This window comes from Arthrobacter sp. H14, assembly GCF_000520495.1.
Classification (GTDB): domain Bacteria; phylum Actinomycetota; class Actinomycetes; order Actinomycetales; family Micrococcaceae; genus Arthrobacter_C.
In genome coordinates this window covers 12,268-27,957 of sequence record NZ_KI914658.1, presented here as the reverse complement: position 1 = coordinate 27,957, position 15,690 = coordinate 12,268, and the positions used below count along the sequence as shown (strand labels likewise).

The following is a 15,690-nucleotide window of genomic DNA, read 5'->3' as shown; positions in this document are numbered from 1 at the left end:
TCCTCAACAATTGCCGGCATTATCAGTACCGTCGGTAACTCTTGTCCTGCCTTTTAAGTATCCCCATGTTGGATGGAAATAAAGACTTGATTCATAAGCTTACTGATTTGCGACGACGAAATTGGACCGCCGCCGGATGCGAGCACGGCGGCACGGCCATGAATGCTCGCCGCCATCGCCCCCAGAACCGCGAATTTGTCCATCCCGGCAATGGCTGACGACGGCGGCATCCCGGGTGCTTCCGTCCCCGGAGCTTCCGCGAATGTGGCCAACATCGCGCGTTCCGTTATCCCGTGGGCTTCGGCGAAGGTGGCCATCAACGCACCAAGTATTCCCGCCAATGTGTCTCCGCTGCCAGCGGTGGAGAGCCAACTGGTGCCCTCGGCCTGGCTGAACAGAGCTCCCGAGGGTGATGCGACCAGCGTGGTGCCGCCCTTGAGCAGCACTGTGGCGCCGGTCAGACCTGCCGCCAGCCTGGCGTATTCCGCACCGGACGCCTCGATCTCGTTCCGGCTGGCGTCGATTCCCTGCTTTTTGAGGACGGCTGAGAGCTCGCCGGCATGCGGGGTCAGCAGAACGTTCGGGCCGAGCTCCCCGGGCAGCAGCGGCAAGGCGCTCGCGTCGACTACAGTCGGCAGCCCCGAGGTTATGGCATCCCGGGCCCGGCGCAGCTGCCTCTTGTCATCGCCGATTCCGGGGCCGACGAGCCAGGCCTGCACATGGGAGTCGGAGACGGAGTCCTGGCTGCACACCACTTCCGGCAGTTCCAGATTGATCAGACGGGACACCGGTTCCGGACCCAGGTAGCGGATCATGCCGACTCCCGTGGCGAGCGCTCCCCCTGCGGTCAGCAGCGCCGCACCGGGATACTGGGCCGAACCGGCCACAATTCCCAGCACACCGCGACTGTATTTGTGGGCTCCAGGATCCGGTGCCGTCCACAACCGTGCAAGGTCCCCGGTTTCGAGCCTGCGCAGATTCGGCTCGGGCAGATGTTCGTCGATGCCGATCCGGATGGTCTCGACCCGTCCGGTGTAACCGGCTGCGGGGCTGAGGTACAGACCGGATTTGGCGCCACCGAAGGTGACCGTCAGATCGGCGGTCAGGACCGGACCAGCGACTTCTCCAGAGTCGGCGTTGATACCGCTGGGCAGGTCGCAGGCAACGATCAACGGTTTCGTCTCCCGCCGGATCCCCGCCGGCCAGTCCGCAGCAAAGCCAAGCTGATTGTCCGGCTGCTCGAGGCTGCCGACGAGTTGTTCGACCAGCGAGACAACCGGTTGACGGAGTCCGCCACGGGCACCGGTGCCGAGAATCCCATCGATAACGACGTCGGCATCCCGGCACAGTGCGGCGGCGCCGGAAACGGAAACCGTCTCCGTGCCGAAGTCTGAGCCAGAAACAGAAACGGAAACAGCGTCCGGACCGGGGTCCGACCCGGACCCGTTCGTGTCTTCGACCAAAAATTGCACTCTGCCGCCGGCCTTGCGGAAGGCAGCCAGCGCCTCGGGGTGGACACGCGCGGAGGTGAGCACCGCCGTCGTACCCATCCCTTGGCGGGACAGCCGGGCGGCTGCGAAGAGCACATCTCCGCCATTGTTGCCGCTGCCAGCCAGCACGACCAGCCGTCCGCCGTAAACCCGGAGTTCAAGCCGACGGACTTCCCGCAGGACCGCGCTGGCGAGGCCATACGCCGCCCGCTGCATCAAGGCATCGCCCTGACCGTTCTCGAGCAATGGCGCCTCGGCAGCGCGGATCTGCGTTCCGGTATAGGCGTGAATCATGGCGGCCGCCTACGGTGTTTCCGCGGCGATTACATTCTGCTTGGCACCTTCGGCCACCACCATAGCGGTGGCGATATTGCCATCATGGCTGATCGACAGGTGCCACCGCTCGACGCCCTTGGCCTCGGCTGCGGCAGCCACCGTTCCCTTGATCTCGACCAACGGGCTTCCGGCTTCGTCCACGCCGATCCAGCAGTCCTGCCAGTTCATTCCCGCCGGTGCGTCAAGCGCCTTGGCCACGGCCTCCTTGGCGGCAAACCGTGCCGCCAAGGAGCGCAGTGACAATTCACGTTCGGCGGGGACGAAAAGCCGGTTCCGCAGCCCGGGCGTGCGCTCAAGCTGCCGGCCGAACCTGGCCAGGTCGACGACATCTACGCCAATTCCAACAATCATGGCTCCATCGTACGTGCTCGCCGACGCCGGATTAGAGATTGATAGTGACCTTGGCGTCCTTGCGCAGCTCCTTGACGAGGGCCTGGGTTGCCTCGCTCTCCTTTTGCTTCTTCACTTGCTTTTCAAGTTCCGGCTTGACCTCTTCCAGCGGTGGGAGCTTGCCACCCTGGCCGCCTTGGGCCATCTGGGCCTGCTGCGCCTTAACCTGCTCATAGGCTGCCTTGAGTTCGGCCTCGGTCACGTTGGTGTTGCCGGCCTCATCCTTAATAAGCTGCTCGACCTTCACCTGCGTCGCAAGCTGGTCCATCACTTCTTTTTCAGACATGCCCTGCTTCTTCAGCGCCGCCATGAACTCGTCCCCGGACTTGAGCTGGTTCTGCTTTGCCAGCTCGTCCAGCGTCTGGTTCATGTCCTTCTGCGAAGCTTCGATGCCGCGGTCGGCTACTTCCTGGATGAGGAGTTCCGTGCTGACCATGCCGTTGACGGTCTGCTCCTTCATCTGGCCCTGGTCAATCTTCTGACCCGACATCTGCGCCTGCATGGCTGCCTGCTGGAACTGTCCCTCATACGCCGAGACGAATTCCTTCTTCTCGATTTTTTCGCCGTTGACTTCCGCCACCACGGCAGGGATGCCCTTGAGGTCTGGTTCCGGCATCTTCGGCTGTTCGCCGCTTTGGGGGCCGGACGCCTGGCTATTACCACTGGCAGGTGCTTCCTGCTGGGTGGAGGGCTTCCCCTCAGCTTCTCCCGTCGATTCCCCACCGCAGGCGGTGACGACCGACAGGGATGCCGCGAGGCACAAGCTTACTAACCACTTTTTGCTCAAAATACAATGTCCCTTCAGAACGATGCTCCTTCGGAGTTACTTACTCCTCAGGCCCGCACACGACGGTATCCCTTGTCCTTGGCAGTTTCCGGCTCACTCGCTGGAAATTGGCTGGGAGTCGCGGGTACGTGGAAACGGCAGATCCCACATGGAACGGCCAATCCAACACTGGGTCAGGTGCTTAGCCGTCGGTCAGCCCACTGTAGCGGGCTGACCGACGGCCGAGGGGCTGACGCGAGCACTTGCACCGCCGGTACGGTGCTGACCCGGCGTCCAACGCTTATTCGACGGTGACGGACTTCGCCAGATTGCGCGGCTGGTCGACGTCGTAGCCCTTGGCCGAAGCCAGCTCGCACGCGAAAACCTGCAGCGGCACCGTGGACAGCAGCGGCGCCATCAGGGTCGGGCTCTGCGGGATGTAGATCACGTGGTTCGCGAATTCCCTCACGGCTTCGTCGCCCTCTTCGGCGATCACGATCGTCACGGCGCCGCGGGCACGGATCTCCTGGATATTGGAGACCACCTTGGCGTGCAGTGAATCGCGGCCACGCGGGGAAGGTACGACGACGAAGACCGGCTGGCCCTCTTCGATCAGCGCGATCGGGCCGTGCTTGAGTTCACCGGCGGCAAAGCCCTCGGCGTGGATGTAGGCGAGCTCCTTGAGCTTCAGCGCACCTTCCATCGCGACCGGGAAACCGACGTGTCGGCCCAGGAACAGTACTGACTTGGCGTCCGACATGGACCGGGCCAGCGCGCGTACGTCGTCGACGCCGTCGAGGACCTGCTGCACCTTGTCCGGCATCTGCGCCAGGTCGCGCATGATCTCGGAAATCTCGTCCTTGTATTTGTTGCCACGCAGCTGCGCCAGGTAGAGGCCGAGCAGGTAGGTCGCGGTGATCTGCGCCAGGAACGCCTTGGTGGAGGCGACGGCAATTTCCGGGCCGGCGTGCGTGTAGAGAACGGCATCGGATTCGCGCGGAATCGTCGAACCGTTTGTGTTGCAGATCGCGATCACCTTCGCGCCCTGTTCGCGGGCGTGCCGGACGGCCATCAGTGTGTCCATGGTTTCGCCGGACTGCGAGATCGCCACCACCAGCGTCTTCTCGTTCACGATCGGATCCCGGTAACGGAATTCGTGCGCCAGCTCCACCTCAGTGGGGATCCGGCACCAATGCTCGATAGCGTATTTGGCGACCGAACCGGCGTAGGCTGCAGTGCCGCAGGCGATCACCACAATCTTGTCGATCGAACGGAGCACCGTCTCATCAATGCGCAGCTCGTCCAGGACCAGCCGGCCATTCACATCGGTGCGGCCCAGCAGGGTCTGTGCGACGGCGGCGGGCTGCTCGTTGATTTCCTTCGCCATGAAGGAGGGGTAGCCATCCTTCTCGGCCGCGGCGGCGTCCCAGTCGACGTGGAACTCCTTGCCCTGCCCGGGAGCACCAAAGAAGTCGGTGATCGTCACGTCCTCGGGGGTGATGGTGACAATCTGGTCCTGGCCGAGCTCGACGGCGCGCCGGGTGAAGTCGATGAAGCCGGAGACGTCGGAACCGAGGAAGTTCTCGCCGTCGCCCAATCCCACCACCAGGGGTGAGTTGCGGCGGGCGGCTACGACGACGTCGGGCTGGTCCGCGTGCACGGCCAGCAGGGTGAACGCGCCCTCGAGACGCTGGCAGGCAACCTGCATGGCCTTGGGCAGATCGGCGACCTGGTTCGCGTAGATGTCACCCAGCAGGATGGCCGCGACTTCGGTGTCCGTTTCGGAGCGGAACTCGTAGCCCTTCTCCAGCAGTTCGGCCTTGATGACCGAGAAGTTTTCGATAATGCCGTTGTGGATGACGGCCAGGCGGTCATTGTCCGCCAGGTGCGGGTGCGCGTTCTGGTCGGTCGGTCCCCCGTGCGTCGCCCAGCGGGTGTGCCCGATCCCCGTGACGGCTGCCGACAGCGGCTGGGCCTCCAACTCACTGAGCAGGTTGCTCAGCTTCCCGGACTTCTTCCGGGACTCGACACCGGCGTCGGTAACGACGGCGACACCCGCCGAGTCGTAGCCGCGGTACTCCAAACGGCGCAGCCCTTCGAGCACTACATCGAGCGCGCCATGGCTGGAGCCGTTGTTCTCAACAGTCGCATTTGCGCCGGCGCGGCCGACGTAACCCACAATTCCACACATGTCATCAAGGGTACCTGTGACATCCGGGTCTCCCGTACCGCTATTACGCGACGTCGGCGGCCCCACGTTGGAGTTTGCCCTCCGGAGACGGCAGAATGCGTTAAGTGAGCCAAGAGTCCAAGAGCAACAGCAATGGCGGTGAGAGCAATTTCACGCCCTTTGTGGAGTTGGACCGGCAAACATGGTCGCGGTTGTCGACCGAAATCGAATCTCCCCTGAACCAGGGCGACATCAACCGCCTGCGCGGGCTCGGCGATCCCCTCGATATGGACGAGGTCCGCGAAGTCTACCTCCCGCTGTCCCGGCTGCTGAATCTCTATGTCGGCGCCGCCGGCCAGCTGCACGCAGCCACCACCACCTTCCTCGGCGAGAAGACCACCCGCACCCCGTTCGTCATCGCGGTCGCCGGGTCCGTCGCCGTCGGCAAATCCACCACCGCCCGCGTGCTCCAGCAACTGTTGCGGCGCTGGCCGGACACCCCGAACGTGGAGCTGGTGACCACGGACGGTTTCCTCTACCCGAACGCCGAGCTCAAACGCCGCTGCCTGATGGAACGCAAGGGCTTTCCCGAGTCCTATGACCGGCGTGGCCTGCTGCGCTTCATCAGCGAGGTCAAGTCCGGCGCCGAGGAGGTCCGCGCCCCCTGGTATTCGCACGTCACCTACGACATCGTTCCCGGCCGCGAGGTCGTCGTCCGCCGCCCGGACGTGCTGATCCTGGAGGGCCTGAACGTGCTCGCCCCCGCCCGCACCCGTCCCGACGGCCGCTCGGGGCTGGCGCTGAGCGACTTTTTCGACTTCTCTGTATATGTGGATGCGAAAACGGACTACATCGAGCAGTGGTACATCGAACGCTTCCAATCGCTGCGCACCTCCTCCTTCACCTCCCCCGAGTCCTACTTCCACCGGTACGCCGGCCTCTCCTATGAGGAGGCGGAGCAGACCGCCCGCGGGATATGGAAGCGGATCAACGAGCCGAACCTGCAGGACAACGTACTGCCCACCCGCGGCCGTGCCCAGCTGGTGTTGACCAAGGACGCCGACCATTCAATCCGGCGGATGTTGCTCCGGAAGACGTAATGGACACTCCCGGCGGGGTGCTCGCCTTCACTGCATTCCTTCGGAAGACCGCGGCATGGTCGACGACGGCGGCACTCGCCTTGTCGCTCGCCGCGTGTTCAGGACAGCCGGAGGAAACTACGACGGCGGAAGCCACCACGACGTCGTCGTCACCGGGCAACAACTTTGGGAGCTCCGCCGCTGACGGCGGGACGGACGCCCCCGGCGATTCACCCACCGGCATCTCATCCAGCTCCGCGCCAGGCGAAGCGCCGCACGGCATCTCCCCGTTCCGCGGATCGGACGCGAACGCGCCCAGCCAGCCCCGGCCGGCACCGGATCCGCCCCCGGCACCGGGCTCCAGCGGACGGAGTACCGGTCCGCCGCTCAGGAACGATGAAGCGAATTCGCGCTTCGTCACCGTCGACAACCCGTCCAGTCTGTCCGTCGTCGTCAATAAGCAACGTCCGCTGTTTCCTCTCGACTATGCACCCTCGGGGCTGGTGAAGGCGCCGGTCACTTCTGCTGTCACCGGCGAGAGCGCGCTGCTGCGGGACGATACTGCTGCGGCCGCAGGCAAAATGTTCGATGCCGCTGCCGCGGACGGAATTAACCTGACGCTGCTCAGCGGATACCGGTCCTACAGAAGCCAGCTGGCAACTTACAACAGGTGGGTTATCCGGTTGGGCTCGGTGGCTGAAGCGGACCGGGTCTCCGCCCGGCCCGGCTACTCCGAACACCAAACCGGTCTTGCACTCGATATCGGCGTCGCCAGCGGTACCTGCTCGCTGCAGCCCTGCTTCGCCGACCTTCCGGCCGCGGAATGGGCCCGGGACAACGCGCACAAATTTGGCTACATTGTGCGTCATCAGCCCGGCTATTACGCCATTACGGGCTTTACCCCTGAACCGTGGCATTTGCGGTATATCGGTGTGCAGGATGCGACCGCAATGAAGAAACGGGGAATCCACACCTTGGAGGAATACTTCGGCCTGCCGCCCGCTCCGCGGTACTAATGAAACTGTGACGGAGGATCGCCGAGTGTCTGTTAGTCCCATCATTCACCCCATTACGCCGGAGCGGTGGGACGACTTGGTCCTGGTCTTCGGTCGTCGTGCGTTAGACCCTGACTCCTGCTGGTGCCAGCGGTTCCGGGACCATGACGATACGAGCAACAGAAACGCCTTACATGATGAAGTTGAGAGAGCAGTCGTTCCAATCGGCCTGCTGGCCTATGTCGACGGCAGACCGGTTGGCTGGGCAAGAGTCGCACCCCGCGCCACGCTCCCAGGTATCTTGAAGAACCGAGCTCTCCGGCGCGTCCTCGACGATGATCCCAGCGCGTGGTGGGTGACCTGCTTTGTGATTCTTCCCGAGTATCGCGGCATGGGAGTTGGTCCGGCGCTCCTTCGCGGTGCCGGCGAACATGCGCGTGGAAATGGAGCATCCGTTATTGATGGGCATCGGGTCGATGTGAAGAATCTTCAGGCAAAACGCGTCTCCGGATCAGCACTCTTCACCGGTACAGTCGCGACGTTCGAATCCGCCGGATTCCGCGAGATTGGTCGAACCTGCCCGAGCCGACCTGTCATGCGCCTCGACCTCTAGAATTTCCTGCGGAGTTGTCATCATGGTTTTACCGTACCCATCAACAGGCACTCGTCACCGAAACATCCTTGCATAGTGCAGTAAATACACTTACTCTACTAACTTAGTAGACTTATCCGCCGAGTTCATGGAGTGTGTGATGCGAAGCTTGGTTTTGATTGGGATCGTGGGGTTCATCGCCCAGTTGGTCGACGGATCGTTGGGCATGGCGTATGGAGTTACTTCCTCGACGCTGCTGCTGACAGTGGGCATTGCCCCGGCTGCCGCATCCGCCGTCGTTCATTTGTCGGAGGTGGGCACAAGCCTGGTCTCCGGCGCATCGCACTGGAAGTTCGGAAACGTCGACTGGCGGGTGGTCTCGATCCTGGCCTTGCCCGGTGCTATCGGCGCCTTCGCCGGAGCCACCTTTCTGGTGGGTCTCCCCGGGGAGTCGGCCAAACCGTGGGTTGCGCTGTTACTGCTAAGTCTTGGCGTTTACGTGATCTACCGGTTTCTTCGGTTAGGAGGGGCGCGTCCGCAGCTCAAGGCAAGGCCTTCTGCCTTCTTCCTGTTCCCGCTTGGGCTGGTTGCAGGGGCATTGGATGCCATCGGTGGCGGTGGTTGGGGACCTATGGGGACCTCATCGCTGCTTGCCTCCGGGCGGATGGAACCCCGGAAAGTCATCGGCACGATCAATACTTCCGAATTCGTCGTCGCGGTCGCCGCCTCACTCGGATTCCTGATGGGCCTCGGCAGCGCTGGCATCAACTGGGCATGGGCGCTCGCCCTCCTGATCGGTGGAGCGATCGCCGCTCCGATAGCAGCTTGGGTGGTCAAGCGTTTGGCCCCGCGCATCCTGGGAGTGGGGGCAGGAGGATGGATCGTGGTGACCAACTCCAAAACCGTCCTGGAGAGCTGGTTCGGTCTGGAACCAACGTCTCCCACGCTCTGGCTCATAGTCGCGGCGCTCGCGCTGGGTTGGATTTACCTCATCGTTCGTGCAGTTAAAGCCCATCGTGCAGAGCAGCAGTCTGATCGAAGCCCTGAGACCGCTTTGACCCACTAAGAAGGCCTCGCATCGACCAGAGATGACAGGCTCTTTTGGGCTCGGCTCAATGCCTCAACTACCACGGTTGACAGTGGCCGCTCTGATAGATTGAAAGCCATGCGCGTCTCCACCAAATCCGACTACGCGCTCCGGGCATTGATCGAGATAACCGCCCACACCGGCGCCAGCCCACTTTCGGCCGAGGACGTCGGCCAGCGTCAGGACATTCCACACGGTTACCTGCAAGCCATCCTCGCGGATTTACGTCGCGCCGGCTTTATCAGTAGTCAACGTGGCCCCTCGGGTGGGTGGCGTCTCGCAGTCGGGGCAGACCGTATCAGCGTTGCGGACGTAATCCGCGCTGTTGATGGACCGTTAGTCAGTGTTTACGGAATCCGCCCTGAAGCCGTCAGCTACAACGCCGCCGCGGATGGCCTGCAACAAGTCTGGATTGCAGCACGCACCAGCCTGCGTGACGTGCTCGAACATGTCACCGTTGCTGACCTTGCCACCGGAAAGCTGCCGCCCGAGGTGACAAACCGTATTGCGGACAAGGACGCTTGGGAAGCACGCTAACCACGTAGCTTGTTTCCAATTGGCAGCTCCCTGAGGCGCGGGAATTCCTCAGGTGCTGACCGGTCAAAGTAGTCTGTTGCCATGATTCAGGGATTCAAGGCCTTCATAATGAAAGGCAATGTCGTTGACCTTGCCGTAGCTGTCGTTATCGCCAGCGCGTTCGGCACCGTCGTTACAGCACTTGTTGACAGGGTGATTATGCCGCTTATCGCAGGCATATTCGGGGCTCCGAATTTCGACAAAGTCCTGGCCTTCCAGATCGGTTCCGAGCCCGAAAACATTGTTTCTTTCGGAGCGGTCCTGACGACGGTCGTGAATTTCCTTCTGGTCGCCGCAGCCATTTACTTCGTCATTGTTGTTCCCATGAACAAGATGGTCGAGCGGCGAAATGCCCGGCTGGGAATCGTGGAGGAAGAAGAAGTGGTTGATCCGCAGATCGCGCTGTTGACCGAAATCCGCGACGAGCTGCGGGCACGCCAACGGTAAGCGGGTCAGTGGTTCAGGCAGAGAATCCGGCCGGCGCAATCCGCCAGCATGTAACGGTCGCCAGGCCGGTGCAGGAGTTACCCGCAGGTGGTTATACCTCGTCAGGAGCCTCGGCTGATAGACGGTCCGGATCCTGGTAGACAGTACGCGTGGGATGGGTTCATTCTTTCGAACACATATTGTGCACCAGGACCCATCGCGTACGGATACGAACACATATTGTCCACCCAGCATAACTTTTCAGCATCATCCGACGCCCCGGATTGACGGTTCGCGTGGCTCCCTGAATGATCAGGAGATGACTGGGGATCAGAAACGAATCGCACTGCTAATTGATGCCGAAAACGCGTCGACGTCGAACATTGATGTGATCGTAGAGGAAGTGGGGAGGCGCGGTACCGCAACCGTCCGGCGCGCCTATGGCGACTGGACAAGTCTTTCTCCTGGTACTTGGAAAGAAACTCTCCACGAACACGCGATCCGGCCAGTCCAACAATTCGCCTACACCGCTGGCAAGAACGCCTCCGACATAGCGATGGTAATCGACGCGGTGGACCTGCTCCACGCTCATAACTTCGATGCTTTCGCCATCGTCTCCAGCGACGCGGATTTTACGCCCTTGGTGATGCGGATCCGGGACAGTGGTGTGAAGGTGTATGGCTTCGGCGAGGCGAAAACGCCACCGCCATTCGTCAGGGCCTGCTCTCAATTCACCTACCTCGGAGAGTTGGGGAAGACACCTGCCGGCCCCAAGCATGCCGCGCCTAAGCACGCCGTATCCAAGACCGCTGAACCGAAGAAGACGGTCAACATCAGTGAGCCCCCGAAAACTCCCAAGGCCGGCAATCCGAAGGATCTGAGCAAGGAATCTCGGCTCGTACAGGTGCTGCGGAAGGCCGTGAAGGACTCGAAAAAGGACACTGGCTGGTCACATCTGGGTGAGATCGGCGCCTTAATCGAAGGCGACGAGTCGTTCGACATGGACGTCTATGGACCGGTCAAATTGAGCAAGGTGGTTGAGGACACTGGGCTGTTCGAAGTCGACTGGGAGGCACCCGGAGTGCGAGTCCGGGCTTTAGGCAAGAAATAGGTTCTGGCCGCCATGCCCCATGAGGTGGCCGCCGGAGGCGCTGAAGAGATCGTCATCGGGTAGTCACTCCCCCGTTACCTGATTCATACGGCCTGTCCACCCTGGCTTCCTAACGTTCTTGGTGTGAGCAGAACACAAGCCGGAAATTACGACGGCGGCACTGGCCGGGTGACCGCGATCATCCCCGCCCGCGGTGGTTCAGAAGGCATCAAGCTGAAGAACCTCGAAGTGGTCGGAGGCCAGACACTGCTGGCACGGGCAATCGAGTCCGCCCAGCACGCAAACGCAATTACCGACGTCGTCGTCAGCACTGACCACCCGCTCATCCGCGCCGAAGCCGAGCGGATGGGCGCAACTGTGATCGACCGCCCGGCGACGCTGTCCGGCTCCGAAGCGACGTCCGAATCCGCGCTCCTTAACACCCTCGAGCAGTTGGATCCGGAACCTGCGGTCACGGTGATGATCCAGTGCACCTCGCCGTTCATCTCCGACGTCCATCTCGATCAGGCAGTTGATCGCGTGCTGCACGGCGGCGAGGACTGCGTCTTCTCAGCGGCGGAAAACCACAATTTCCTCTGGGCCAAGGACGACGCCGGTGTCACGGCGGTTGGTCACAATGCGGCCTTCCGCCCGCGCCGCCAGGACCGGGAGCCACAGTACCGCGAGACCGGGGCCTTTTACGTCATGCGAACCTCGGGTCTGAAGTCTTCCGGGCACCGCTTCTTCGGCCGTCTGGGACTGCAGATAGTTCCCGAGGACACCGCTATCGAAATCGATACACCCGCGGACCTGGCCACAGTCCGCGCGAGGGTACGGGCCATGGTCGATGCGTCCGGTCTCGCGCATGGCCAACTGCGGCACGACGAGACCATCGAACCCGTGGACGTCGACGCCCTGGTGACCGACTTTGACGGTGTCCACACCGATGACCACGCGCTCGTCGACGGCGACGGCGGCGAACACGTCCAGGTAAGCCGCCGCGACGGTATGGGCGTCTCGCTGCTGCGCGGTGCAGGAATCCCGCAGCTCATCCTCTCCACCGAGCGACACCCCGTCGTGAGTGCCCGTGCGGCAAAGCTGCGGGTGGACGTGCTTCAGGACGTCAGCGACAAGGCCACCGCCCTGCAGCAATGGATGGCCGTGCAGCGGCTCGATCCGGCGCGGGTGGCCTACGTCGGCAACGACGTCAACGATCTGGCCGCAATGGCCTCCGTCGGCTGGCCGATCGCCGTCGCCGATGCCCACCCCAACGTCCTCGCGGCCGCACGGACAGTGCTGGCCCACAACGGCGGCAATGGTGCGGTAAGGGAAATCTGCGAGCGCATCCTTGCGGCCATCCAGAACCGGACCCTTCAAGAACCATCCGCGGCCGGGCAATCCCGCCTGGCCGGAAGCAGTGTGATTGAGAAAGTGAGCAACCAGATGAGTACTATGACAACCGCTGAAGGAACATTGACGACGGCCGGTTCCGGAAACGGCGCCGCCACCAGGGATCAGGCCGCTCCTGTCAGTATCGGTGGAAAGAGCATCGGTCCAGGCCAGCCGGTCTACGTGATTGGCGAGATCGGGATCAACCACAATGGCGACATCGAGATCGCGAAGCAGCTGATCGACGTCGCGGCCAACGCCGGCGCGCAGGCGGTCAAGTTCCAAAAGCGCACCCCGGAGATCAGCACCCCGGCGGATATGAAGAACAAGATGCGCTCAACGCCGTGGGGCGAAATGACCTACCTGGAGTACAAGGAGCGCGTGGAGTTCGGCCGCAGCGACTACGAGAAGCTGATCAATCACGCCGCCGGACTGGGACTGGATTGCTTCGCCTCCCCGTGGGACATCCCGTCCGTGCAGTTCATGGAGGAGCTCGGCGCCGTCACCCATAAAGTGGCATCGGCGTCGGTCACCGATATCGAAATGCTCAAGGTGCTCGCCGAAACCGGCAAGCCGATCATCCTCTCTACCGGGATGTCCACGATCGAGCAGATCGACGCCGCCGTCGAGACCCTCGGCACCTCGCGGCTGGTCATGCTGCACTCCACCTCCACATACCCGTTGCCGCCGGAGGAGGCCAATCTGCGGACCATCGAAACGCTCCGCGGACGGTACGGCGTCCCCGTTGGGTATTCCGGACATGAGCGCGGCCTGCAGATCTCCCTGGCAGCCGTGGCACTCGGTGCTGTCGCCGTCGAACGCCACATCACTTTGGACCGCACCATGTGGGGCTCCGACCAGGCCTCATCACTTGAGCCGACCGGGTTTGAACACCTGATCCGGGACATCCGCATCCTTGGAGAAGCCATGGGCGACGGCGAGAAGCGCGTCATGCCCGGCGAGCTGGCACCACTGTCCCGCCTGCGCCGTGTGGACGGCGCCGCGCCGGCACCCGGCCAGCCTGTATAACTGGAATACGTTGAACCCTATGAACACACCATTGCTCAGCGTCATCGTGCCGGCCAAGGACCAGTTCGACTACCTGCCCGATGCGCTCACCAGCCTTACCGGGCAGTTTGAAGAGGCCTCCGCCCTGGAAGTTATCGTCATCGATGATGGCTCGACTGACGGGACGGGGGAGGTGGCCGCTGCCTTCGCAAGCCGGCTCCCGGGCCTGCACATCATCCGTAACGAGACGCCCCGGGGACTGGCATCGGCACGCAATCAGGGATTGGCCGCGGCCAATGGACGTTACCTGGCATATCTGGACGGCGATGACTGGCTGGCTCCGGGACATCTGCGGTCAGTCACCGCCGACATTCAGCGCTTGGGGTGTGACTTCCTCCGGGTCGACCATGTCCGGTGCACCGGAAACACCCGCAGCACCCACCGCGCTCCGCAGGCCCGCCGTTCCGTGGTGCTTGACCCACGTGAATCAATCCTTCCGGAAACGACGGCGACCATGGTCGACTATTGCTACGCCTGGGCCGGTGTTTTTGACCGCCGGCTGGCCGACGCTGGTCTGCTTGAATTCCCGGATGGTCTTCACACCGCCGAGGACAGGCCGTGGGCCTGGCGGCTGCATCTGGAAGCGGAATCCTACGCCGTCGTCGACGCTCCCGGGATCCTGTACCGCCGGGGACTCCCGACGTCGTTGACCTCCATCTATGACTCGCGGCAGCTGGATTTCCTTCCTTCTTTCGAGCAGGTTTTCCGGATCGTCGACGCAGACCGGGAGGCCGCAAGGTTCTGGCCCAAGGCAGCACGGATGTTCCTGGCTGTGCTCTCCCACCACATCGGCCGCTCTTCGGAGATGGAACCGGACGATAGTCGAGCCCTGCGGTCCCGGGCTAAGGACACGCTCGCCATGATCCCGCCACCGGTTCTAGCCACTGCGGTGAAGAGCCTCGATAGCCGCCGGTTCAACGCAGTGCGCCCGGTGCTGCCCCGGCCCGTTCGGATTGGAATGAACGCTGCATGACTGTTCTGGTAGTTGCCTCCACCATGTACCAAGGCATGTCGCTCGCCGCGGCGGCGGACGCCGGTCTGCTGAAAGCCGAAGCCGGCGAGGAGCGGATTCTGGTGCTGGCCAACAGTTCCCAGGTTCCCGAGGTCACGGGACGCTTGCAGGATGCGCCCGGATTCGATTTGATTGCGGCCCGGTTCGACCGCGTACTCGATTTGGCTGAACTAATCTACCCACGCCGGCCACAGCAGTTTTCCCCCTCTCACGAGGAGCTGCGGATGTGGGCGACTCTGCTTCGCAGCCACTGGTCCCTGGGTGTGGAGCCGGTCCGGCTGGTGCTCGATTCCGTGCATGTCAATCCCGGCATTGCGCTGGCCCGGATCTTCTCCGAGGCCACCCTGACTGTACATTCAGACGGCTTGATGGTCTATGGTCCTACCCGCGCTCCCCTCGGTTTGGATATCAGTCAGCGCCTGGACGCCTTGCTGTATCTGGACCTTGTCCCCGGCCTCCAGCCCCAGCTGCTGCGTGAGCACCAAACTACGACGACGGCAATCCCCCGGGAATTCCTGCGTACTGTAGTCGACGAGCTCGCCGAGGTCAGTGCTGGAGTCCCCACCGACAATGGCACCCGTACCGCCCTGATCCTGGGCCAATATCTGACAGAGTTGCAGCTCATTGACCGGGCCGAAGAGGCAGAGTTGCACCGCAGCATGCTCGAAGCCGCGGCCGGGCTCGGGATCAAGCGCTGTGTGTTCAAACCGCATCCCTCCGCCGGCCGCAAGGCGACGCACGATCTAGCCGCCGCGGCAGCGGAGCTGGGCATCGAGTTCGTTGTCCTTGATCTCGCCGTACCGGCCGAGGTGGTTCTGGCACGGCTCCGTCCGGACGCCGTCGTCGGAGCCTTTTCCACAGCGATGGCAACGGCCCGCTTCCTGTTCGGCATTAAAACCGTGGCGGTCGGCACCGAACTGATGCTGGAACGTCTGACTCCCTACGAAAACAGCAACCGGATTCCCGTCACGATCATTGATGCCGTGCTGCTACGGGGGCTGGAAGCACCCGCCGAGGCCTACAACATCCAGGAGGGACAACTTCAGCCATTGGTGGACGCGGTCGCCTACTGTATGCAACCGGTGAACCTGGCTGCCCTCCGCCCACAGGTGATGGCCTATCTGAATGCAGCCGCCGGAACGGATCAACTGCGATACTTCAAACGACGCCGGTTGACTGCCTTGGACCTACCCGGCTCGTTGCCGGCCGGCCGGCAGGCAGTAG

Annotated in this window: 14 protein-coding genes and 1 pseudogene; 11 read left to right on the top strand and 4 right to left on the bottom strand. The window is 62.7% G+C overall.

What is annotated here, in order from left to right; all coding sequences use genetic code 11:
* Positions 1-53 precede the first annotated feature (53 nt).
* The 4 genes from Y707_RS0113050 to glmS form a co-directional block, all read right to left on the bottom strand.
* Positions 54-1,784: a bifunctional ADP-dependent NAD(P)H-hydrate dehydratase/NAD(P)H-hydrate epimerase gene (locus Y707_RS0113050; protein ID WP_026535427.1), complete on the bottom strand. Its 1,731-nt coding sequence runs from the start codon at positions 1,782-1,784 to the stop codon at positions 54-56.
* Between the two features lie 9 nt (positions 1,785-1,793).
* Entirely contained in the window at positions 1,794-2,177 is a 384-nt protein-coding gene (locus Y707_RS0113045) for a holo-ACP synthase (RefSeq protein WP_026535426.1), read from the bottom strand.
* 31 nt (positions 2,178-2,208) lie between these two features.
* Positions 2,209-3,003 (bottom strand): SurA N-terminal domain-containing protein, encoded by a 795-nt coding sequence (locus Y707_RS0113040; protein WP_026535425.1) that lies wholly within the window; start codon positions 3,001-3,003, stop codon positions 2,209-2,211.
* Between the two features lie 280 nt (positions 3,004-3,283).
* A complete protein-coding gene (gene glmS, locus Y707_RS0113035) occupies positions 3,284-5,173 on the bottom strand; it encodes a glutamine--fructose-6-phosphate transaminase (isomerizing) (protein WP_026535424.1) in 1,890 nt (629 codons plus the stop codon).
* Between the two features lie 104 nt (positions 5,174-5,277).
* On the opposite strand from glmS, the gene coaA reads away from it, so the two are divergent.
* From coaA to Y707_RS25810, 11 genes and pseudogenes are all read left to right on the top strand, one after another.
* Positions 5,278-6,252 (top strand): type I pantothenate kinase, encoded by a 975-nt coding sequence (gene coaA / locus Y707_RS0113030; RefSeq protein WP_026535423.1) that lies wholly within the window; start codon positions 5,278-5,280, stop codon positions 6,250-6,252.
* On the top strand, positions 6,252-7,247 hold the full coding sequence (locus Y707_RS29905) for a M15 family metallopeptidase (protein WP_081744848.1): 996 nt from the start codon (positions 6,252-6,254) through the stop codon (positions 7,245-7,247). The genes coaA and Y707_RS29905 overlap by 1 nt, the downstream gene beginning before the upstream one ends.
* A 7-nt stretch (positions 7,248-7,254) precedes the next feature.
* Positions 7,255-7,839: a GNAT family N-acetyltransferase gene (locus Y707_RS29900; RefSeq protein WP_333782847.1), complete on the top strand. Its 585-nt coding sequence runs from the start codon at positions 7,255-7,257 to the stop codon at positions 7,837-7,839.
* Positions 7,840-7,978: 139 nt separating this feature from the next.
* Entirely contained in the window at positions 7,979-8,884 is a 906-nt protein-coding gene (locus Y707_RS0113015; RefSeq protein ID WP_026535420.1) for a sulfite exporter TauE/SafE family protein, read from the top strand.
* 99 nt (positions 8,885-8,983) lie between these two features.
* Positions 8,984-9,442, top strand: coding sequence for an RrF2 family transcriptional regulator (locus tag Y707_RS0113010; protein ID WP_026535419.1), 459 nt, complete (start codon positions 8,984-8,986; stop codon positions 9,440-9,442).
* An 81-nt stretch (positions 9,443-9,523) separates the two neighbouring features.
* Positions 9,524-9,928 (top strand): large conductance mechanosensitive channel protein MscL, encoded by a 405-nt coding sequence (gene mscL, locus Y707_RS0113005; RefSeq protein ID WP_026535418.1) that lies wholly within the window; start codon positions 9,524-9,526, stop codon positions 9,926-9,928.
* A gap of 298 nt (positions 9,929-10,226) precedes the next feature.
* Positions 10,227-11,018 (top strand): NYN domain-containing protein, encoded by a 792-nt coding sequence (locus Y707_RS0113000; RefSeq protein WP_026535417.1) that lies wholly within the window; start codon positions 10,227-10,229, stop codon positions 11,016-11,018.
* Between the two features lie 123 nt (positions 11,019-11,141).
* Positions 11,142-12,314, top strand: a pseudogene (locus Y707_RS32180) (cytidylyltransferase domain-containing protein); the annotation flags it as partial.
* A 135-nt stretch (positions 12,315-12,449) separates the two neighbouring features.
* Entirely contained in the window at positions 12,450-13,415 is a 966-nt protein-coding gene (locus Y707_RS32175) for an N-acetylneuraminate synthase family protein (RefSeq protein ID WP_216699252.1), read from the top strand.
* Between the two features lie 19 nt (positions 13,416-13,434).
* A complete protein-coding gene (locus Y707_RS0112985) occupies positions 13,435-14,427 on the top strand; it encodes a glycosyltransferase family 2 protein (protein WP_035781690.1) in 993 nt (330 codons plus the stop codon).
* On the top strand, positions 14,424-15,690 hold a 1,267-nt coding region (locus Y707_RS25810; protein ID WP_051441970.1), incomplete at its 3' end, for a polysialyltransferase family glycosyltransferase. The genes Y707_RS0112985 and Y707_RS25810, both read left to right, overlap by 4 nt.